12 protein-coding genes are annotated in these 22,649 nt (G+C 41.6%); 6 read left to right on the plus strand and 6 right to left on the minus strand.

Features of this window, described 5'->3' with window-relative positions; genetic code table 11:
- The first annotated feature begins 303 nt into the window (after positions 1–303).
- The 4 genes from glpK (at position 304) to CXF61_RS03600 (ending at position 4,893) form a co-directional block, all read left to right on the plus strand.
- Positions 304–1,914: a glycerol kinase GlpK gene (glpK, locus tag CXF61_RS03585; protein ID WP_165597172.1), complete on the plus strand. Its 1,611-nt coding sequence runs from the start codon at positions 304–306 to the stop codon at positions 1,912–1,914.
- A 247-nt stretch (positions 1,915–2,161) separates the two neighbouring features.
- Entirely contained in the window at positions 2,162–2,674 is a 513-nt protein-coding gene (locus CXF61_RS03590; protein ID WP_165597173.1) for a hypothetical protein, read from the plus strand.
- Between the two features lie 266 nt (positions 2,675–2,940).
- Entirely contained in the window at positions 2,941–3,963 is a 1,023-nt protein-coding gene (locus CXF61_RS03595; protein WP_165597174.1) for an endonuclease/exonuclease/phosphatase family protein, read from the plus strand.
- 237 nt (positions 3,964–4,200) lie between these two features.
- On the plus strand, positions 4,201–4,893 hold the full coding sequence (locus tag CXF61_RS03600; protein ID WP_165597175.1) for a TetR/AcrR family transcriptional regulator: 693 nt from the start codon (positions 4,201–4,203) through the stop codon (positions 4,891–4,893).
- A 116-nt stretch (positions 4,894–5,009) separates the two neighbouring features.
- Here CXF61_RS03600 and CXF61_RS03605 read toward each other — a convergent pair whose 3' ends face one another.
- The 5 genes from CXF61_RS03605 to CXF61_RS03625 form a co-directional block, all read right to left on the minus strand.
- Positions 5,010–5,786, minus strand: a complete 777-nt coding sequence (locus CXF61_RS03605) for a hypothetical protein (protein ID WP_165597176.1) — start codon at positions 5,784–5,786, stop codon at positions 5,010–5,012.
- Positions 5,787–5,941: 155 nt separating this feature from the next.
- Positions 5,942–11,251: a DUF11 domain-containing protein gene (locus CXF61_RS03610; protein ID WP_165597177.1), complete on the minus strand. Its 5,310-nt coding sequence runs from the start codon at positions 11,249–11,251 to the stop codon at positions 5,942–5,944.
- A gap of 138 nt (positions 11,252–11,389) precedes the next feature.
- Complete coding sequence (locus tag CXF61_RS03615; RefSeq protein ID WP_165597178.1) at positions 11,390–13,414, minus strand: beta strand repeat-containing protein; 2,025 nt, start codon at positions 13,412–13,414, stop codon at positions 11,390–11,392.
- A 66-nt stretch (positions 13,415–13,480) separates the two neighbouring features.
- Positions 13,481–13,945 carry a hypothetical protein gene (locus CXF61_RS03620; protein ID WP_165597179.1) on the minus strand — a complete coding sequence of 155 codons (465 nt, stop codon included), beginning with the start codon at positions 13,943–13,945 and terminating at the stop codon, positions 13,481–13,483.
- 268 nt (positions 13,946–14,213) lie between these two features.
- A complete protein-coding gene (locus CXF61_RS03625) occupies positions 14,214–16,295 on the minus strand; it encodes a hypothetical protein (RefSeq protein WP_165597180.1) in 2,082 nt (693 codons plus the stop codon).
- Between the two features lie 530 nt (positions 16,296–16,825).
- Between CXF61_RS03625 and aceE the strand changes: the two genes are divergently transcribed.
- Together aceE and CXF61_RS03635 are read left to right on the plus strand one after the other, a co-directional pair.
- Complete coding sequence (gene aceE / locus CXF61_RS03630) at positions 16,826–19,636, plus strand: pyruvate dehydrogenase (acetyl-transferring), homodimeric type (protein WP_165597181.1); 2,811 nt, start codon at positions 16,826–16,828, stop codon at positions 19,634–19,636.
- A 28-nt stretch (positions 19,637–19,664) separates the two neighbouring features.
- A complete protein-coding gene (locus tag CXF61_RS03635) occupies positions 19,665–21,383 on the plus strand; it encodes a 2-oxo acid dehydrogenase subunit E2 (RefSeq protein WP_165597182.1) in 1,719 nt (572 codons plus the stop codon).
- Positions 21,384–21,580: 197 nt separating this feature from the next.
- On the opposite strand, the gene CXF61_RS03640 is transcribed toward CXF61_RS03635, so the two are convergent.
- Complete coding sequence (locus tag CXF61_RS03640) at positions 21,581–22,255, minus strand: OmpW/AlkL family protein (protein WP_165597183.1); 675 nt, start codon at positions 22,253–22,255, stop codon at positions 21,581–21,583.
- Positions 22,256–22,649 lie beyond the last annotated feature (394 nt).

Consider the following 22,649-nt stretch of genomic DNA (forward strand, 5'->3'; position numbering starts at 1 on the left):
GTTTTCTATTGTGCGACCAGTAGCGGTATGATAGAGGATTGATTTAATTTTTAAATATCTGTTTATAAGTAACAACATAGCCAACAAGACGTTTTCAATTCAAGCAATTTATTTTTAGTTAGATTTTGTTTTTAATCTCATTATGAAAAATTTAGGCAGTAATTAACAAATAGAAAATGCTCAATAAGCATCAGTCAATCAGTCAATCAGTCAATCAGTCAATCAGTCAATCAGTCAATCAGTCAATGAATAGTCACTAAATGGCTATCAAACAGAATAAACAATATTAGCAGAGGATGTGTCATGGCAGGGTATATTTTAGCGTTGGATCAAGGGACCACATCGAGTCGAGCGATATTGTACGATGATCATGCGCGTCCTATCAAAATGGTACAACAGCCAACGACGCTGCAAACACCAAGAGCTGGATTCGTTGAACAAGATGCACAGCAGATCTGGCAAACTCAGATTAGCTGTGCACATGATGTTATTAATCGGGCAGGGTTGCTTGCCACTGACGTTACCAGTATCGCGATTACCAATCAGCGTGAGTCGATTGTGATGTGGGATAAGCAAACTGGTAAGCCACTGGCTCCCGCCATTATTTGGCAAGACAGGCGTACCGCAAATTACTGTAAGACGCTCGCTGCTGAAAGCGCTGGCAATAGTATGAATGACCCTGTGCATCCGAGCGTTGATAGCGTCAACATGGCACATGAGGTTCAGCGTATTACAGGTCTGCGTTTAGACCCATATTTTAGTGCCAGTAAGATTGCTTGGTTACTCGAAAATAACCCGAAGCTGAGTGTACGAGCCAGCAGAGGGGAGATAGCGGTTGGCACGATTGATAGTTGGCTGATTTATAAGCTCACAGGCGGGGAGCATGTCATTGATGTGACCAATGCTTCTCGCACATTGTTATTTGATATCCATAAGCTGGCGTGGTCAGAGGCACTCTGTGACCGATTTGCTATACCTATGCATATATTGCCTAAAGTACTACCATCCGACGGTGATTTTGGCAAAACTAAAAAAGGCCTGTTTGCAAAGCAAATACCCATTCAAGCAGTATTGGGTGATCAGCAAGCAGCGCTCTTTGGACAAGGTTGTCTTGATGCAGGTATGGCCAAAAACACTTATGGTACAGGCTGCTTTATGCTAATGAATATTGGGCAGCAGCCAAAATTGAGTGAGCATAAGCTGCTAACCACCATCGCGTGGCAACGTAAAACCTCACCAATTCGTCCTGATAATTTGTCATTTGATCAAATTGTACAGTCAGGCAAACGCATGCTACAGCCACCTAAAAAGGAAGTCACTTATGCCCTAGAGGGCAGTGTCTTTATGGCAGGGGCTATCGTTCAATGGCTGCGTGATAATTTGGGTATGATTCAGCAGAGTAGTGACGTCGAAGACTTAGCCCGTCAAGTAAACAGTAGCGAAGATGTCGTTCTATTACCTGCTTTTACTGGATTGGGCGCGCCTTATTGGCGTTCTGATATCAGCGCTAGCATCACTGGTATGAGCCGTGGCACTACTAAGGCACATATTGCACGCGCTGCATTGGAGGCCGTTGCTTATCAAACCTATGATGTGCTTATCGCTATGCAAAAGGACAGCCCTCATCCTTTGACTGAGCTGAGAGTAGATGGCGGCGCTGCAAATAATGATTTACTCATGCAGTTCCAAGCAGATTTGTTAGGTGTTCCGGTATTACGTCCTAGAGATACAGAGATTACGGCAAAGGGTGCAGCACTCCTCGCAGGACTGAAAACTGGGCTATATGACGAATCGACCATGAAAGCTTCATGGCAGGTAGATCGCGTGTTTGAACCAAGTATGTCGGCTGATGCTCGTGAGCGACATCTTGCTAAATGGCAACAAGCTATCAAAAGGTCTCTAATGCCGTTATAAGATTGATTTACTTAGTAAATTCATTGTGATCGTACATTTATAATTACTCAAAGTATGAGGCTGCCGTACACAAATGTGATAAAGATACAGGCTGTAACGCAAGATAATCGTAATATGGACACAGTTTACATAATCGGCCTATCTGTCCTTACCTATAAATTTTTATACTTCAATTGGATTTAGTAAGACCGCTAGTTTTTAGCAGATAAATAATTCAATAAATAATAAATAATTTAAGGACAATACTATGAGTAACCATGATGCTATCGATCGCAGTGAAGTAAAACATATGTCAAAAGAGACAAAAGAAGATTTAAACGCAGACATCATTACCGGTGAGCCAGGCTCACATCCAGTAGGTACGGGTATCGGCGGTGTAGGCGGTGCAGCGGCAGGTGCAGCTATCGGCACAATGGCAGGTCCATTAGGTACGCTAATTGGTGGTGCTATTGGTGCTATTGTTGGTGGCGGCGCAGGTCATGCAGCAGCAGAAGCTATTGACCCAACTCACGAAGAAGCGTATTGGCGTGCAGAGTATGCAAACGCTGACTATCATAGAGAAGAATACGATTTCGACCGTGACTTGCATCCAGCATATGCAGTCGGTTATGCGAACCGTGCTCGTTATCCAGTAGATGCTCGTTTTGAGGATCATGAAGCAGATTTAGAGCGTTCATGGCACGAAGTAAAAGGTGAGTCTCGTTTGGAATGGAATGAAGCACGTAAAGCATCGCGTGATGCATGGCACCGTGTATCATAATAAACGATAGGTAGTACATGGAGCTGTATGTTAGATATCCTAGTAAACGTGCGGATTAGTAATTGGCTAGTATATGAGATTACTATTTTATTGCACAATACAGCTCGATTGTTTTCTCGGCTCTATTAATAGAGTTACCTATCTACATATATGTTATTTTAAAACTTCCAAGGCTTAACTTTGGGAGTTTTTTTAGGCATAAAATTTGCAGCGTATACACATACGTGAATATTATGTACTATAATAATGAGAACGATGGGGAATATATGAGTAATAACACTGAAGGCAATAAACAGTTTTATATCGCAACGGCAAACTTGCTGAACTTTGCGAACCCTAATCGAACTTATTATGAAAATGCGCCAGCTTATAACGATAAAGCCTATGAACATAAGCTGCGAGGTCTTACAGATTTATTGGCTAAAGCGCATGCTGACATTATCGCAGTACAAGAGGTTTGGGATAGTGATGCATTAGAAGCGCTGGCTGTTTCACTAGGTTTCAAGCCCGAGCATGCGGTCATTCCACTTGCTAGTAATGATAGCGCCAGTATATACACCAAAGGCATGGGTGCACAGAATACACCTGCTGTCGGTATTATCAGCCGATTTGAGCAGTTAGAAACCAGTTTGCTAAAAGATATAGCACCAAAAGCCATTATTGATGTACCTGATATCGGTCCTTATCAACGCTTCAACCGTCCTCCATTAGTGCTACGTGTTGACGCGTACGGGCAGCCCATTACAATTATTACAGCGCATCTAAAAAGCAAACGTGCTTTTTTCTTACGTGATGAAAATGGTGACCTATTAGAAGACATGGACGATCCAAATATTCGAGTTCGCGCTAAGCTTCGTAGTTTATGTATGCGCGCGGCAGAAGCGGCCTCTATCCGTATGTCTATCATAGAGCGATTGCAACATACCCGTGAACCATTGATTCTATTGGGTGATATGAATGATGTCACAGGTAGCGTGACTACTCAGTTGATGACAGAAACTGGGGAAGTCAATTACGATAAAAGTATGCGTGATGTTGCACTTTTTGATGCTGCTCGTATTCAAGCACGATATGGCTGGATGAAGGATGTTGCCTATACCCATATATATCAAGGTATGCCAGAAGTTATCGACCAGTTATTTGTCTCAGAAGAGTTTTTGCCCGATAGTAAATTTTCGCTCGGTTATGTCGAACGAGTTGATTATTTTAATGATCATTTGAAGTGGGACTATGCCGATAGAGTCACTGATCATGGTATTATAAGGGCGAAAATAAAACTCAAAGATTAACTTTATAAAATTAGACGGTTAGCTCTATTAAATTGCTGATCGTAGTATTATTTTTCAACCTATTCATGTCCCTTGCTTGATAATGTGCAAGCGTTTATGATGCCTCTACATTGAACATAGTAGTGACCATATAGGCTTTGTATTTTAGCCAACAGTCAACCATCCTTTATCTGAGGATAAATACTATTCAATGAAGATTATATTTATAAAATAGGGCGCAACATTAAGAGATTCACAATGAGTGATAACAAAGACGAAAAGATTGAAGATGTGTTGGTAGATTCGGAATTGGCAAAGAAGCTTGTACCTAATAAGTTTAAGTTTACTAGCCAGCAAGGCCGTGCACGTCGTCAAAAACTATTGGCTGGTGCCAAAAAATTGAGCGAAACGCATGCTATTAACGATATTACGTTAGCAGCTGTGTGTGAAGAAGCGGGCATACCAAGAGCGTCTGCTTACCATTTTTTCCCTAATATTGAAGCAATATTTTTAGCATTGCGTTTTTTGAATGCGATTGAAATATTAGAGATGGTAGAGACGGTCGATATTGGCAACTATGACAGATGGCAAGGGTATCTAACGGCACTTATCGATCGTTGTATTACGATATTCCATAACGATGAGACAAAAGCCAAGCTTATATATGACACCAATACACCTGATTTTGAAGGTGACAGCTTTGGTGAAGATATGGATCATCAAATTGTTGATCTGGTCTATAAGCGTTTGTCAGAGCGTTATGAGATGCCAAACTTTCATGATATCCAAGATACCTTGTTGATTGCTTATAGCATCGTAAATGCTATCTTTACGTTGTCTTATCGCCGTCATCAGGGTATCACTGAAGAGTATATCCAAGAAGCAAATACAGCATTTATTGCTTATTTACGTTGTTACCTACCAGAAAAGTTGCCACGTAAAAACCGATAATTGAGCTTACTTTAAACATAAAAAAGCCGACAAATATGTCGGCTTTTTTATGTTTAATTTTTAGTATAGGATTGGAAGTAATAAAGATTAATATCTCCAATAAAACAGCGACTATTTTAACGGTTAGATGTCAAATCTTGTCCACGGCAAGTATCATCGCTCGCGTCTAAAGGCGAGTACTGCTTATGATAACTGACTATTGACTTCTCTAGTGCTACATTGGTCTGTGAGTCATTGGCATTGACGTAAGCTTCGCGGGCCTGCTCAAGCCAGCGATCAGCCATGCGAAAATGCATGCCAGATTCGCGCCAGCCTCGTGCGCATTGATTGGTTGCTGCCCAAATCAAAGCCACTTCACTAAAAGCCATCTCACGTGGTGCTGACGCTATGCCATCGCCGTCTTTAAGTGCGCTTAAAGTTGCCCATAGATCAGGACGCATTAGAGCAGAGGTAGACGGAATATCTTGATGCAAGCCCAAGTCTTGTACCGTGTCATTATCTAGCGCTTGCAATATAGGCTCTGCCATTTCTAACGCAACTTGACCAGCAGATGAGCGGCTATTCATACTGTTTTGATGAATAGCATAGTTCAACCACGCTTGCGCTTTATATGCGAAATACTGTTGAGCTACTGTCTTGTCTTTTTGTTGATAAGGTTTTAACTGCGTTACCATACAATTTAACAGGCGCTGCTGTTCGCTTTGATATCTATAAGAGCGTGTTTGAGTCTGACTATCATCGCGGCAATATTCACCCATGCTAGTTGAGTGAGCCACTTGGACAGTCTCACTCTTAGCTAAAGCTGGCTGCATAAAGGTCAACGAAAATAAAGCTGATAGTGTAACGCATATTGAGCGCTTGAAAGGTGCTGCATTGATGGATGAATCAAACATGGTGTAAACCTTATGTTAAGGTAATAAACGTTGGTATTATTTACCATTACTAGGGCTGACTTAATTGTTTATTGAATGACAAAATAATTCATCATAAGACAATCATGATACTGTCTTAAAGATGTACTTACGACAGTATCATTAGTATCAAACAATTAAAATGCAGAATTGCTGCTTAGACGTTGGTTCTTACGTGGGTCTTCACGTTTGAATAAATCTTCATCAAATTTAAAGCGCAATCTAAAGTAAGCACCTTGCTGAGTACTGTCATCATAAGCAATATCTTCATCTTCAAAGCCCATGAAGTTATAACCAAGTGATAACCAAAGGTTGGTCATTGGGCTATAACCCACTTCTGCACCAAGCATATAAGCCAAGTCATTTGCCTGATTATTCCAGTAAGTACCTGCTTGTAAACCAATATCCCAACGCTCACTGATATCATAAAGACCGCGGCCATAAACAGCATGAGCCGTGTTATCGCTGGTTAAGCTATCTGCTTCGTATTCTGTATACTTACCAGCATAACGTCCAGACAACGTCAACGGACGCGTAGGATGGTAATTACCATTCCATGACCAAACCATGGTGTCTTTTTGGTAAGCGTCATCGCCAGTATTATTATCATCCAAACGATATTCGAATTTTGCAAGCATATCTAACTGATTGCTATCGTAGTCACGATACGCAGCACCTAGCTGAAAACGATTGATAGTGCGATCGCCATCACTATAGTCAGTGCGTGAATAGATGTCTTTGGCTAAGAAGGTAACCTCATCGGTATAGCGATAGGCGATACCAGCGCTACCAAGTAGCGTATCACTTGTTTCGCCCCAACGTTTTTCAAAACGTCCCGATGCCTTATAGTTCTCTTTGGCAAGATACTCAACACCGATACCTGCCGCTGTTGCAGTGTTACTTTCTTCACCTTCCAGAGATTCAACACGCTCAAATAGAGTGTTTAAAGTTAGACCTTCTTGAACATACCACTTATTTTTTAGACCAATGGCTGCTTCTGCCTCACGTGCACTAATGGCATCGCGCATGCGGTATTCGCTATAAACCTTACCATCTTTCATGTAAGTCGCGTCAAAACCAACAGTGGTACGTTGACGCTCATCTGTATCATCAAGACCATAAGTACCAGATAGGCTGTTGATCAAATCATGACGAGCGTATAGACGACCCAAGTCCCCAAGTGCTGTCTCACCGCCGATAGAAGTTGCATTACGTGAGCTATTTTCGATATCTTGCTCATATTCTGCAAATACCAAGCTATCATTCAACTTAGGTAGACGAGAGGTAATACGAGCACGAACAGTCGTACCTTCAATATCTTCTTCAGCGTTACTAACGCTGCTTAACGCTGACTGATTGATGATGTCATCATTAAACAGAGTGTCGTCTGTAATATCTACAACGTCTGTCGCCGCTTGAGTATTACGTGAGGCAGCAGTCGCGTCTTGTTTATAATAACGAACCCCAATTTCACCAACGATGTTTTCGCTTAAACGATGCTCAACGCTTGCTTGCACGCCTTCGCGGCTAGCGTCAGTAGTATGCTCTTCTGTGCGTATGCCTTCTAACTTAAGAGCAGTTTTCTTATCATTTAAAGTATGAGTAACCTCTACACCAGACTCAGTACGTCCAGCCGTAAGCGGTGATGCACCAGTGACAAAACCTTCATCAGCATCATTATAATAAGCTTTAGCTCGTGTATTTTTCTTATTATCAAAATCAAGCTCAATACGTAGTGCGTTACCTTCAACATCACTATCAGTCAGTTCTGTCGCGTTGATTTGATTACTTGACTGAAAATTTGGGTTTTCAGCTTTGTTCATCGCATATTCAGCGACCAGCTTTAGCTTATCATTGAATTTAACAACACTATTAACACTAGCCAACTCTTCTTTGTTCAATGGGTCATCGCTATTCACATAGCTACCACCGATGGCGACTTTATCCGTCAGTTGCTGTTTCGCGGCAATACCACCAACCAAATAATCTTCACCACCCTCATCAACTTCTACAGTGACACGGATATAGATAGGATTGCCTTCGATATCCTGACTAGCAATTGGTGCCGTCAAGAATAAGCTACGGCTGATAGGGTCGATCTCATAATCAGCAAAGCGAGTAAGCGTCTCACGATTGATAATCAACCCAGGGTTGTTGGCATCACGAGTAATAACTTCAACCGTTTCAGAGTTTTCTAATACCGCATCGAAGTTCTCAGCCAATGGATATGGGCCTGAAATGCCCAAACCACGAGTCTCATTTACACGTTGGCTAGTACTGGTCTCTGCTAAAAAGGCAGTAACGCGAGTATTGCTATCTTCAAATTGAGCTTTTAGACCAGTTAATGTACGGTTGTATTGACCAAGCTTTATGCCTTCGTCATCATCAATTTGAGTTTTCAAATCACCATACATAGCGAACGAACGACCTTTATCAAGGCGCACGTAAAGCTTGCTAGTAGACTGCGCATCGAAGCCTTTAGCTGATGAGTCGCCATAGACAGGATAGTATTCGCCAGGATCGATATCACGGAACAAACGCTCGCCTTTTTTATCACTATCATAAGCAAGCGTTAGCAGATAGTCGCCGCGTATTTTTCCTTTTAGGAACATAGCGGCGCGGCCTGAAGCGGCATAATCGTCATTACCTGATATCTCATGAAGCTCTTCTTCAAAAGCGCCTTGAGCGTCAGTGATTTGACCGCCATCAAAGTCTTTAAGCGAGATCGCACCTTCGACAATACCGACCGCGATCAGCGGACGTAGCTGCGCGGTAAACTGTAGCGGAATCACTTGTTTTCTGCTACCGGTATCGATGACCAGCTCGCCTTTACCCGGTACGCTTGGCGCGGTGACGGGTATCAGTAGCTCACCACCATTGACGGTAATCTGGGTGCCTGCCGCTTCTTTACTACCGTCTTTCAGGTTGATACGACCGATATTGGTATCGATAGTAATCGGCGTAGAAGCGACATAAGGACGACCATCACGATCCTTTAGGCTGATGACGATTTGATATTCACTCATGCCATCGGCTGGGACTAAGCTATCTTGAGTACGATAGTCAATCGCTTGCAAGCTATCTGGCGTCAAGACGTTGATCGTCTGTTCAGAGATGACTTTGCCATTGACGTCAGTTGCCACACCGCGCAAGGTGTTCTTGCCGCGCTTCAAATCAACAGCATAGTAATCGAAAGCTACAACACTCTGCTTTTTCTGCTCAGCAGTTTTACCGATTTGCTGCTCTGATACGGCTTTGCCATTAGCATAAAGGGTAAAGCTGCTGCCTAGTGGTGCCTGAACTTGGACCATTTGTTTATAAGTGCTAAGCTGCTGACCTTCATTTAAGTTAATGAAGGTAACATCGTTATTAGCCACTTCTTTTAAGTATTCTTCGAGCTCTTTTTCTACTGGAGGTGCAACCGTTGTCACGGCCATGTCTACACGATCGGTCGCATCCCCAATCATATCGTTGACAATAGCAGAGTCACAATTATTACCAAGGTCTAGGTCGCCATTGATATTACAGCCGCTAGCATTTACATTATCAGTCGTGTTGTTACTATAGTCAGGCTCCAAAGTCAGCTCAGATTTAACCGCTTGTTCAAGCGTATCATTCTTAGCACCTACTGACTTGCTACGAGCGATAAGCTCTGCATTTAAGCGCTCAGTACTATCGCCCATGCCGCCAACGATAGCAAAATCTGCACGATGTAGCTCACCGTATTTCAAATCAACAAAACGACTACCGGCATCACCAGCATTGCGATTGCTTTGGGTAACCAGTTCAGTCTCTCTAGGGATAGTGGTACGATCGACCTTTAGTACGTGTGTTTTGGCACTGATACCATAGAAGTTATATTTACCTTCAGGGTCAGTTACAATGAAGTTGCCGTTCTCCATGTAGATACGTACACCAGCGACACCAAGCTCGCCGTCTTCTTTTTGCTGAATACCATCGCGATTGATATCATGATAGACCTTACCGACGATAATACCATCAGTATTCATAACGCCGCGCTCAACATCAATCTTCCACTGCGCTTCTCTTGAGCCTACGCTTTGACCTTGGTCATTTCTAGCAACTGCGGTAGCGCGGTTAATACCATCGCCGCCTAGCGATGACGCACCGATGAGCACACGATAAGTAACTTTTTTACTTTCGTTAACTGCCATGTTTCCTAAGTTCAATACCTGATATTTACCATCAGCTTTAAACTCGGTAGTCTGCGCTTGGTTGATATCAATATCAATCTTTGGACTAACACTTATACTGTTCTCAACGTAGTCAAAACCACGCGGTAAAGCGTCTTTTAGTTGTACATCATAAGCAGTCGATTTGCCGTTATTGGTAATATCGATGGTATAGCTGACATAATCACCAAGCTCTGCAGTTTTGACATCGCTTTCTTTGGTGACGCTTAAAGAAGGAGTGTCATCGACGATAGCAATACTGCTGCTGATATCAATGAGAATGGGGTCAGCGCTAGGTTCAACGCAGGCATCTAGCGTAGCAGTTAAGATGTCACCTTTTAAGGTTTGGATGATACTGTCGTTAATAGCATTAGCATTGTTCTGTGTAGGGGCATCTATACGATACTTACCAGTATTGTTTCCCGTTTCAATAGCCTTCAGGGTATAGCTATCACCACTACCAACGGGCGGGTTAGCTGACTTAATAGTGAGCCATACTTCGTCGCGGTCATTAGAGTTAATATTACATTGTACATAGCTGGCATCGATATAGACGTTTTCATCGATTTGTGAAGTGGTTTTATTCTCATCAAACTTAGGAGTGGTGAATTTGATGCCAGATTCAACGATGACCAAGCTGTTGGTAGTGTTATCGCTTGCTGCTGTTACTGACTTATCTTCTACGACAACTGCACCGATCTTGATGTCAGTAGTATCACCATCTTTACCATTAGCATCTGATAGAGCTTGTACGATAAACTGAATGCTTTCACTCTGACCGAGCTTAATCTGAGCACTCATGTTATCAAAAATAAGCTGTCTATCGGTGCTGTCGACGATGCCGTTTTTATTCAGATCTTGATAGACCTTCAAATTAGATAGAGTTGGTGATATACCACTTAGCCTTAGCTCAACAGTCTGATTACTATAACTAGTGTTGCTTAATACGTTGACCCAACTTACCTCTGTATTAGGCATGACTGTGCGTAGAGCATGCTGAGTCAAACTGATACCATATTCAGGTAAGGCAGAGGCTTTTACTTGTACTTGGTTTGAGTCAGTACTGATAGTCGTACTGGTATCACTGTCAACGTTATAGCTGGCCTGAGCAGTATTATTGATCAGCTGGACCAATGAATCAGTTGCAGCAGACGCGGTATTTGATTGCATAAGCAACATTGCAAATGACAGCGCAGAGATCTTCGTTGTACACAATGTGATGCTTTTAGACGTATTGATTACAGTAGATGTCATAATAGGTCGCTTATCCAATAAAACACGAAGGGGGTAATAAGTCTCTAGCTTGAATAATATGTGCACAATTCAAGCTAGAGGGTATAACTATAAGCAGCTATTGCCACTCACATGGAGGTTTGAAAAAATCATTACTATTTAGTTTTGCTTAATTTTAACAGCGAATTGTAAGTTTGCTTTTGCCTGTGGTGATAAAGTACCAACATTATTTGATACTACTAAATTATTAGTAGTTGTCGGCGCTGCAACTATCCCTGTAGTAGCTGTACCAGAGGTATTCTTGTTATTTACAGTACCTGGACTATAATCAGCATTTGTCGAAATGCCATTTTTAATAAGGTCATCTGAAATTACTATACCAGTGATGTCTCTAAACCCAAGTACGTTACTATCGAATGTGTTTATTGCCTCAATGTTATAAACTACACATTCACCAGCGCTAGCAGTTAAAGATTTGATATCAAACGTACCAGTATAGGAACCATTGCATTTGACATCTAATACTTGTTTCTTATCGAGTTTGATACCGCGAATCAGTGTTTGATCAGTAATAGGTGCAACGGTTGGTATATTACCTGGCGTAGCACTAGGAACTAAAGTGACAGTAGTTTTTTCATCCTGACCAACTTTTGCATTGGTTGATGTAACTACATAAGTGATGTTGATGCTAGCTGTAGGGGCAAGCGTGCCTGGAATAGTATAGACACCATCAGTATTGGGCGTTAACACCGTACCAGTACCACCAATCTGTACATTACTTACGTTGACAGTATCTGCTGTATTGCTCTTAGCGAGGGTAAAAGTAAGATTCGATTCAGTGTCACGACCACCATTAGTCACACTAACCGAGTGATTGGCTTGCGTCGTACCATTAGTAACCGTAGGAATTTGAATAACTTGGGGATTTGCTAATGTTAATACACGCTGAGTAGAGTTTAATGGCTGAGTAGAGTCATTACCGTTGGTGCCATCAGCGACTGCACTACCATCAGTAATATTTTGATCATCGCCTGTAGGATAGAAGTTGATATTAGCTTGTTTAGTGGTATCAGTACTATCTATTAAGGTGTTAGAAGTATTTGCATTATCATCCAAATCGTCAGTAACGGTGATATGGTTAAGAGCATTTTGCGCCAACGCCTCGCCTTGAGCTTTTTTCGCCTTAAATGTGATAGTCACTGTTCCGCCTTTTGGAATACTAGTGGCAGTAAACGAAAATCCTTTATTAGTAGTAGGAGTACTAATAGTACCGACACTGATGGTAGCGCTACCAGTAGCTACAATGTTAGTACTTGCCAATGGCGCAGACATAATTAAGCCTGTAGGTAGAAAGTCTTCAATCTTGACATTAGTTGCATCTGCAGAATAGCCATTTGTAACGTCAACGTTCTTTACTACTACTTGGTAGGTCACTTCAGCATTAGAGTTGGTAACATCGAAAGTACCTGAAGTAATAGTTTTAGCTATGCTAAAGATAGGTAAGATAGTTGAGGATTCATCAGTATTAGTCACAGTTGATTTTGCACCATTAGCTGGTGTTGAAATTGCTGCAATTTTGGCACTTTGAACACTTAGCTGTAGGCTTTGAGTACTACCACCTTGATTACCTTTAGACTTAGCACTAATATTGATTTCTGCTGAATAACCTGCTGGTAATGAAATGCTGCCAGTAGTAACTCCATTAACAGTAGATGAACTTTGTTGTACCCCATTCTCATTCTTGATGATGATAGTGGCATTAGATCCAGCTAAGTTATACTTACCACCTGATAAATCAGTTAGGTTATATGTGTAGGTATCATCCAGATTACCAGTATTTTTTACAGTATGTAAAAACGTTACAAAGCCTTCGGGCACGACCGTTGAACCTACATTTTTTTCATCGTTTTGAAGGGCATCCACGTTATTTGCCGTTAAAGAAAATGAAATAACTTCGTTAATGCTGACAGTGACAGGGTTGGAGCTTACAGGAGTCTGCGTTAGACCACCTACGCTATAGCTCGCAGTTGCAACGTTTGTTATGGTTTTAGAGTTGGTTCCAGCGTTACCACTCTCTGTTGGTGTAGGGGTTAAAGATGGAGCAGCATTAGCCACAGTAGATAGCCCCATGACTGCGGCAACACCAATAGCAAGCAAACTATAATTAAAAGTATTTGATTTCATGTAATGCTCCAGAATTAAGACTAAAAATTGAAACGTTAAAAGAGTAAAGGTTTAATATCTATTGAACTAATTAACGGTGGTATTGAGAGCAACGGCAGCTGACTTTTTAGCTGGCAATAACTTAATATTCCAACGCAGAGTGCGGTATTCAGAGTATGGAATCTTGACCATCTTGCCATCGACCTTTCTCATCAAAGGCATATCAGCATAGTTCTTACCATCAGTGCTAGCTTGTGCGCTTGCAGGCATCGCATCACCAGTAAATGTCATGTTGGCAGGGATAGGTAACGTCACCATCAAATCATTAATATCTTTATTGATAGTATTGGTATAATTCGCTTTATACTGAATCACAGTACCTGCTGGTGCAGTACGTACTGCCGTATAGACTGTTTTACCTTCCGCATTCTTTACGACTTGATTAGCCGTAAGTTCCATTTTTAGAGCATCATCAGCATGGGCTACATTTAGTAGACAACTGGAGGCTACAGTAGCTAGCAGAACATTGCGTAAAAGCTTAAAACGTTTCATATAAAATCCTTTCTTATACCGTTGCTATCATTGGGATACTAATGGTTTGGGTCATAGTAAAGCTGTCTACAATTTAATATCATTGCTGTCTGTAAAATGCCTATATTTCCCATTGAGCTATTGTCACGTAAACGATACAAAGATTCACTATAAAAATGACAAATGGTAATTCGAGGTAGCTAAACGGTAAAAGGCCCTGTCTGGGTAGACAGGGCCTTTTTGGGTTAGAAAAAAATCAGTAATATTTTAAAGTTGCAAGAAATAATAGCTACTGAGTGTCCATAGTCGTGCCATATTTAGTATTAAAATATAGCGTGGCTTTGGTAGGAGTTGATCCAGTAGGTTTGTTTAAGTTAAACAGCTCAGAGGTAATAGTACCTGTCGGTAGAGTTGTGCCAGTATAGAGAGAAGTAGGATCTCCTTTAGGAACTGGCAAAGCGAAAACAGAGGTTACCAAGTTGGTTTGCGACTTTACCTGTAATTGATCGTTGATTTGAATATCTTTCAAATCAACATGACCTCGATTATAAGCTTCAATTCTATAAGCAATACACTTTCCGGGTTCTATATCTTTTATTTCTGCAATACTAAATACAGGGGTTTGAGAAGGTGTACCAGTAGTACCGTTAAAGTTTGTATTGATATTACAATTATGAACATATTGCGATTTAACAAGTACTAAAGAGGCGTTATTCGCCTGAACCTCACCAAAGTCTAAATCACGTGAACCATTACTTTCAGTCTTATAGTCAAAGGTATTGGCTACCAAAGCGACTTCACGAGTATTTGGCGTAGTATCGACGCTATAATCACTAACATTAGTACTGTCTTTCCATGAGCCTGGTTCTACTTGCATTACACAAACTTTTTGAGGGGATAATATTGCTATCACACTTGCAGGTACTGTGAATCTGTATTGACCTAACAGTAGGCCTGGAGAAGCTGACGCTGATATGTTTTGTGCAGAAGTACCTGAAATGTCCGTACCACCATTAGGGCCGCAGTTTGTTAGGCGTACTTGGAGACCGCTGGCGCCAATGCCTGACTCTTTGTTGCTACCGCTGCTATCAAAGATGCCGTTGAAATAGTTTGCATTACTAGTAAAAGTTGTAGAAATATTTTGTTTGGTACTATCACTAGCAGTAATTCCACCATTATCATTGAATACGAAGCCAGTGAAGGTATAAGATTTGGGTGTATTCGTAATCGTGCAGGTGATCTCATCACCATAGTTCAAACCGGATAGTTTAAAAGAGCTACCAGAGCCAATAAGCGTAGTAGAGTTACTGCCCGTCGATGAGTTGAGACAATTATAAGTAGCATTATAGTTATTAATACTACCACCATTTGTTACGCGCTCAGATATGGTGTAGGTCGTATTTTCTTTAAGGTTTTGTACACTACTGCTGCTGTTTCCAAGCGTCGATCCGTCTCCAGTAGTAGTAAATTGATTCAATAGAGTTAAGTTTTCATCGACTCTTGTACTAATCTCGAATTCATCATCAGTGCCGAAACGTGTGCCATTCAACGCTTTTTTTACGATCAGCTTGGGTGGTGCAAGACAGAAGTAGAAGTCTGAGTAGCCCACAGTATGGGTGCCAGCAGTGTTACTGAAAAAGTTGTTATGTGCTAGCTGTAGAGGAGTATTAGCGCTGCTATAATTCCAAGAAGCATCAATAGTACATGCTCCAACTGCACAGTTAACGCCTGAAATTCCTGTTACTTTGTTCTTTTCAGGGTTGATAGTTTGAAATCCAATGTTATACGTCAATTGCCCATTGTTTGCACTAACGTCAACCTCTTCTATGTAAGGAACACCAGAACGTGTAGTGGTAGAGTCTACATCCTGAATTTTATAGCCAATTTTACTAGCCGAACGATTCAAATCAACTTTCAAAACATGGTTTTTTTTGGCTGTCGTAGAGTTATGAGATAAATTAATTGCTGATGATGTTACACCGTCAAAAGAGTCATAAAAAGGCGGTTTAGGTCGGTTATCGCTGTTCAGATCAAGTATTTCTGAAAATACTATATTAAAAACCTTATTACCTGAAGCCTCTATAAATGTAAAAGCTTTTGATTCGCTTCCAGATGTCCAACTAAGCGGTAAGTATACTACGGGAACATTTGCATTAGGAGCAGGTGTACTAGATGAAGGGGGATTTGCACCAACATAGTACATTTTATGATTTGCAGGACATGCTGCTACTGTAGAGCTTTCAGTTGTTGCAAAGTTAGCATGGGCGTCATCTGTAATCAGCCCAATAATTAAGAACGCAAACGTAAAAATGCCTACAATACTACCTACTTTAGAATATTTTTCTAAAAATAAATACTTATGACTGTTCATCTCAAGGCCTCAAGTCAATTATTTACATTCTTAATTTACTACACGAAAAAAGTAAAAATTGGTAACTGTATTTATCTAAATATAACTAAAAAAAGCCAAAAAAGCTTACTAAAAATGATAGAAGGTTGAATGGTACGACGAGTAGTTATGTCAATGTACTTAGAGTGTAATAAGTCATTACTTATTTACCTAACAACTAATCGTTATTTATTTAAAAAATACTTGTTATTTCATCATTTCTCTACAGCCATAAACAACTAGCGCGTAAACGCTTATAATGGAATGTCATAGTAATTAACGTTTGAATAGAATAGTCGTAGCATTATGACGGTTTGGCAGGTGTGTTTATTTGATGCATTTGCCGATATGAGTAATACTATTTTTATAATCAAGCTGTATATCATCGCACAAAACAATGGAATGCTTGGACGTAGCAGGGACGTGGCAAGTAAACCAATACCTCATCACATATTATTTAACAAAGCTCTGCCTGATAGACAGGCGTGACTGATATAAAAGGACTAACAAGAATGAATTATTATAAGGATGCTGATAGCACCGAAACTCAGGAATGGCTGGCAGCCTTTGAGTCTGTGGTTAAACACGCAGACAAGGACCGTGCTCAGTTCCTCCTAAAAGCCTTATACAATATGGCAGTTCAAGAAGGACTGCCGTTCAACAGACTAGACACTGCGTACGTCAATAGTATCGCTGTTGAAGACGAGCCAATGTACCCAGGCGATCTAGGCATGGAGCGTAAGATACGTGCGCTAATTCGTTACAACGCACTTGCCATGGTCATGCGTGCCAATAAAAACGACGATGATCTAGGTGGTCACTTAGCGACATTCGCCTCTAGTGCGACACTTTATGAAACGGGTTTTAACCATTTCTTCCGCGCCGCTAGCGATCACTTCGGTGGTGACATGATCTATTATCAAGGTCACTCAGCACCAGGTATCTATGCACGCTCTTATCTAGAAGGTCGTTTGACCGAAGATCAGCTTGATAATTTCCGTCGTGAAGTAGGTGGTAAAGGTCTATCAAGCTATCCGCATCCATATCTAATGCCGGATTACTGGCAGTTCCCAACGGTATCGATGGGACTTGGCCCAATCATGTCTATCTATCACGCCCATGTACATCGCTATATGGAAAATCGTGGGTTGCTAGAAAAAGAAGGTCGTAAGATTTGGACATTCTTAGGTGATGGTGAAACGGATGAGCCAGAAAGCCTAGGTGCCATTTCTCTTGCTGGTCGTGAGAAGCTGGACAACCTAATATGGGTAGTTAACTGTAACTTGCAGCGTCTTGATGGTCCAGTCCGTGGTAACGGCAAAATCATTCAAGAGCTAGAGTCAGTATTCCGCGGCGCAGGCTGGCGAGTCATCAAAGTCATTTGGGGTGGCAACTGGGATTCATTACTTGGTAAAGATCATACGGGTGTCCTCAAGCAACGTATGGAAGAAGTGGTGGATGGTGAGTATCAGCTATATGAAGCTCGTACGCCCGAATTTACTCGCAAAGAGTTCTTTGGTAAATATCCAGAGCTAGAAGAGATGGCAGATGCCTTGACTGACGAAGAGATCTCGCGCTTAAACCGTGGTGGCCATGATCCAGTTAAAGTTTATGCCGCATTTAGTGAAGCAATGAAAACCAAAGGCCAACCGACGGTTATTTTGGTTAAAACCGTTAAAGGTTATGGTCTATCTGCCCAAACGCAAGCAGTCAACAAATCGCATCAGGTGAAAAAGCTTGATCAAGAAGCCTTGATGTATTTCCGTGATCGTTTTGATTTACCATTTACTGACGCACAGTTAGAGACCCTACCATTCTACCGCCCTGAAGAAGGTTCAGCGGAGATGAAGTATCTCAAAGGTCGTCGTGAAGCGTTGGGTGGTCATTTGCCTAACCGTCGCAGTGGTCATATTCCACTGAATATCCCTGAATTATCAATGTTCGATCGGGTATTAAAAGGCAGCAATGGTAAAGAGCAATCTACGACGATGGTATTTGTGCGATTGCTATCTGCAATGCTCAAAAACAAAGACATCCAAGATCGCGTCGTACCAATTGTACCTGACGAAGCGCGTACGTTTGGTCTAGAAGGTATGTTCCGTCAGTTAGGTATCTACTCAGCTGTGGGTCAAAAATATACACCAGAAGACAGTGAAGCGTTGATGGGCTATAAAGAAGCCATCGATGGTCACATGTTAGAAGAAGGTATCAACGAAGCAGGCGCAATGAGCACTTGGATTGCATTGGCAACCAGTTACTCTGTGAACGCGCTACCGATGATTCCGATGTACATCTACTACTCAATGTTTGGCTTCCAACGTGTAGGTGATTTGGCTTGGGCGGCAGGTGATTGTCAAGCACAAGGCTTCTTGTTAGGCGCAACTGCTGGTCGTACGACGCTTAATGGCGAAGGCTTACAGCATCAAGATGGTCATTCACAGATTCTGTTCAATGTCGTGCCAAACTGCGTCAGCTATGATCCTTGCTTCGGTTATGAGCTAGCTGTGGTCATGCATGACGGTCTACGCCGTATGTATGGTGAAGGCGAGCGCGTTTACTATTACTTGACGTTGATGAATGAAAACTACGAACAACCTGCTATGCCAGAAGGTGCCGAGGAAGGTATCAAACGTGGTATGTACTTGTTAGAGGACAATGGTTCAACACAAGTACAGCTATTAGGTTCTGGCGTTATCTTGCGTGAAGTACAGAAGGCATCACAGATACTAAAAGACGAGTTCAATATTACGTCTAACGTTTGGAGTGTAACCAGCTTTAATGAGTTGACTCGTGATGGTATGGTTTGTGACGATTACAACCGTCTACATCCAATGGATGAAGAGAAAGTGCCTTGGGTTACTGAGCAACTAGCACCGCACGAAGGTATCGTAGTGGCAGCGACAGATTATATGCGTAACTATTCAGAGCAAATCCGTGCTTGGTTACCAGACAATCGTCCTTACACGACTCTGGGTACCGATGGTTATGGCCGTTCTGATACGCGCGAAAACCTACGTAGTTTCTTCAACGTTGATGCTGCGCATATCGTTGTGGCTACGCTTAAACGCCTAGCCGATGAAGGCGAAGTTGAGATGCGTTTGGTTAAAGACGCGATTTCAAGCTTAGGTATCGATGTGGACCATCCACCTGCATGGCAACAGCAGTCTTACTATGACCAGTCTCCAGATGCACCAGCGCCAGGTAACGTAAATCCAAATCCTGTACCTGAGTTTATCGCCGAAGACGATGATGAAATCAGTAATGAAGGTCGTGCTGAAGATCAAGCAGATGCAAATGTACTTGATGATAAAGATGTCAAATAATAATAACCATAAGACGAGGAAATAAATCATGGACATTAAAGCCCCCGATTTAGGTGTTGATAGTGCCGAAGTCAGCGAGATTATGGTAGAAGTTGGTGATGTCATCGCAAAAGACGACAACATCGTATTATTAGAATCTGACAAAGCATCGGTTGAAGTACCAAGCTCTGCTGCTGGTAAAGTGATTAAGATTAGTGTTGCTATCGGTGATCAAGTCAGCGAAGGTATGGTGCTAATTGAGCTTGAAAGCGCAGAGGATAGCGCAGAAAGCAACGATGACAATGCCGCTGAAAAGCAAGAAGCGAACAGCCCAGACGATGTTAAACCAGAATCAAAACCTGAACCTGCTGCAACTGAGTCAACGCAATCAGAGTCTGCTGCCAAGCCAGCCGCTAATGCTGGTAAAGCAACTACTCATGCATTACCTGACTTAGGTGTTGATGAGGCACAAGTTTCTGAAATCATGGTGAGCGTTGGTGATACTGTTAGCGCTGAGCAGTCCATTTTGCTAATCGAATCAGATAAAGCTTCAGTTGAAGTACCAGCGCCAGTTGCCGGCAAGATTGAGAAAATCTTGGTCGAAGCAGGTGATATGGTTGCTAATGGTCAGGACTTCATCATCATCGTGGAAAGTAGTACAGATGATGCTAGTGATAGTGAATCTGAAGCTCCTAAGCCACAAGAGTCAGCACCCGCCAAAACAGAAGATAAATCAGCTGCTAAAACCACTGGTGAGCCAAAACAAGCTGCCAAACCGACCAATACTGATACAGCTGCTAGCAAAACAGAGGGTAAATTAACTGAAGCACAGGTCAATGAAAAATTGGTTGATGTGTATGCAGGTCCTGCTGTTCGCAAACTAGCCCGTCAGTTAGGTGTTGATATCACACAAGTGAATGGTTCAGCTCTAAACGATCGCATTCTAAAAGAGGACTTGTTTGCACATGTTAAAAACAGTCTAACCAAGCAGAAAGCGGCACCTGTGAGCAGTAATCCTGTTAGCTCAGGTCTACCGAAACTGCCTGACATGAGTAACGCTGAGATCTGGGGTGAGACAGAAACACAAGACCTTAGCCGCTTGCAGAAAGTCTCGATACCGCAGCTCAACTACAATACTTTGCTACCGCAAGTAACGCAGTTTGATCTGTCTGATATCACTGAGACTGAAAAGCTACGTGGTGAGCTAAAAGGTGGCATGAAAGCTGAAGGTGTTGGCTTCACTATCTTGGCATTTGTGGTTAAAGCAACTGCTTACGCGTTGACCCAGCATCCACGATTCAACAGTCATTTGAGCGATGACAATACTCAGGTTATATTGCGTAAAAGTGTCAATATGGGTATTGCTGTGGCAACAGATGATGGTCTTATCGTCCCTGTTATCAAAAATGTACAAGATAAAGGTTTGAAACAAATTGCGATTGAGATCGGCGAGCTTGCAGTAAAAGCTCGTGATAAGAAGCTCAGCACCAAAGATTTGCAAGGGGCAAGCTTTACCATATCGAGCCAAGGAAACTTGGGCGGTACAGCATTTACGCCACTAGTTAATTGGCCACAAGTTGGTATCTTAGGTGTCTCTGAAGCAAGTATGCAGCCACGTTGGGATGCGAAGACACAAAGCTTTGAGCCACGTTTGATGTTGCCACTGTCTTTGTCTTATGACCACCGTGTGATCAATGGCGCAGACGCTGCTGTATTCACTCGTTATATCGCAACGCTACTGGCAGACCCACGTCGTATCTTGATCTAAAACTAGCTAGCAATTAAAAAAGACTGCCCACGGGTGGTCTTTTTCTATGGAGATTATTTGTTCTTGTATATTATTAGCTATTTTTATAAATAATTGCCTAGTAGCTGGTGTAGAAAAACGGTAGTAGCCGTAATTTTAATAGGCACAAAAAAGCCAGCTATCAAGCTGGCTTTTATTACGCATTATACTTTACTAAATTAGAACTGTTTAACGAATGCTACGCCATATACCCAAGGGCTGATATCGACTTCACCAAGCTCAAGAGTATTACCTTCATCGTTTATGCTAGCATCAGTTTTTATGTCCATATAACGGGCATCGATACGGAAGTATTCAGTTGGGGCAAAAGGTATATCAAGACCAATATGACCTGCTACACCAACACTATCGTCAAATTTTAAATCAGCAGCAGAGTCAGAAGGTGCACCAGCAGGAGTGTTAAGTTTTTCTTTGAAGAAAGTCGTGTAGTTCACACCAACACCAATGAAAGGCTTAATGTTCATTGGCATATTATAATCATCAAAATGATACTGTAGAGACAAGGTTGCTGGTAGATGCTGAATTTTACCTGTTAAAGCTGTTGTACCATCGGCAGCATTTAAGTCAAAATCATGATGAAATGGAAGAGATGCAAGTAATTCAATACCAACGTTGTTGGCGATAAAATACTCACCAGTCAAAGTAGGTCTAACATCGCCATCAACATCAACATCAAAACTAACAACATCATCATCACCTAAAGTGCCGTTGTCGCTTTTAGGATCAACATAGTGTGCACCAGCACCGACAGTCCATGCACCGGCTGGTACAGCAAAAGCTGATGTCATAGTAAGTGCAGTAGCAGCAGCTAAAACTAGGGATTGTAGTTTCATCATTTCATTCCTTAACGTAATAAAAAATTATCAGCAGTTTTCTAATGAGGGATGACATTAGCTACTGATACATAATGTTATGATTAAAGTTTAATCTGTAACATTTAATGTCTATTATAATACGAAAATCATTATTATTGGTAAGGTTTTGAGCATAAAGTAGCAATATTTCTGTAATAAATTACATTTACATGTAATTCAATTGTCTACAGTTTATAATTAAACACAACAAAAGCTGCTTTTTAAGTAAGTGTCATTGACGTAAGTCGGTATCTCTTATTTATGATTCAACAAGAGGTGCAATATATTATGCTTGGCTATTGCAGTAACTCCCCTCTACGCTGTACGAATGCGCGTACGATGAAAATACTGAATCAGGTAGACTCTTGTTGTC

Source organism: Psychrobacter sp. 4Dc (assembly GCF_002836715.1).
GTDB lineage: Bacteria > Pseudomonadota > Gammaproteobacteria > Pseudomonadales > Moraxellaceae > Psychrobacter.

Bases quoted from the DNA above. Each gene is read 5' to 3' on its own strand.
- CXF61_RS03615 (WP_165597178.1), bottom strand. From the start codon at position 13,414: ATGAAATCAAATACTTTTAATTATAGTTTGCTTGCTATTGGTGTTGCC.
- CXF61_RS03625 (WP_165597180.1), bottom strand. From the start codon at position 16,295: ATGAACAGTCATAAGTATTTATTTTTAGAAAAATATTCTAAAGTAGGT.
- CXF61_RS03620 (WP_165597179.1), bottom strand. From the start codon at position 13,945: ATGAAACGTTTTAAGCTTTTACGCAATGTTCTGCTAGCTACTGTAGCC.
- aceE (WP_165597181.1), top strand. From the start codon at position 16,826: ATGAATTATTATAAGGATGCTGATAGCACCGAAACTCAGGAATGGCTG.
- glpK (WP_165597172.1), top strand. From the start codon at position 304: ATGGCAGGGTATATTTTAGCGTTGGATCAAGGGACCACATCGAGTCGA.
- CXF61_RS03595 (WP_165597174.1), top strand. From the start codon at position 2,941: ATGAGTAATAACACTGAAGGCAATAAACAGTTTTATATCGCAACGGCA.
- CXF61_RS03635 (WP_165597182.1), top strand. From the start codon at position 19,665: ATGGACATTAAAGCCCCCGATTTAGGTGTTGATAGTGCCGAAGTCAGC.
- CXF61_RS03605 (WP_165597176.1), bottom strand. From the start codon at position 5,786: ATGTTTGATTCATCCATCAATGCAGCACCTTTCAAGCGCTCAATATGC.
- CXF61_RS03640 (WP_165597183.1), bottom strand. From the start codon at position 22,255: ATGAAACTACAATCCCTAGTTTTAGCTGCTGCTACTGCACTTACTATG.
- CXF61_RS03610 (WP_165597177.1), bottom strand. From the start codon at position 11,251: ATGACATCTACTGTAATCAATACGTCTAAAAGCATCACATTGTGTACA.
- CXF61_RS03600 (WP_165597175.1), top strand. From the start codon at position 4,201: ATGAGTGATAACAAAGACGAAAAGATTGAAGATGTGTTGGTAGATTCG.
- CXF61_RS03590 (WP_165597173.1), top strand. From the start codon at position 2,162: ATGAGTAACCATGATGCTATCGATCGCAGTGAAGTAAAACATATGTCA.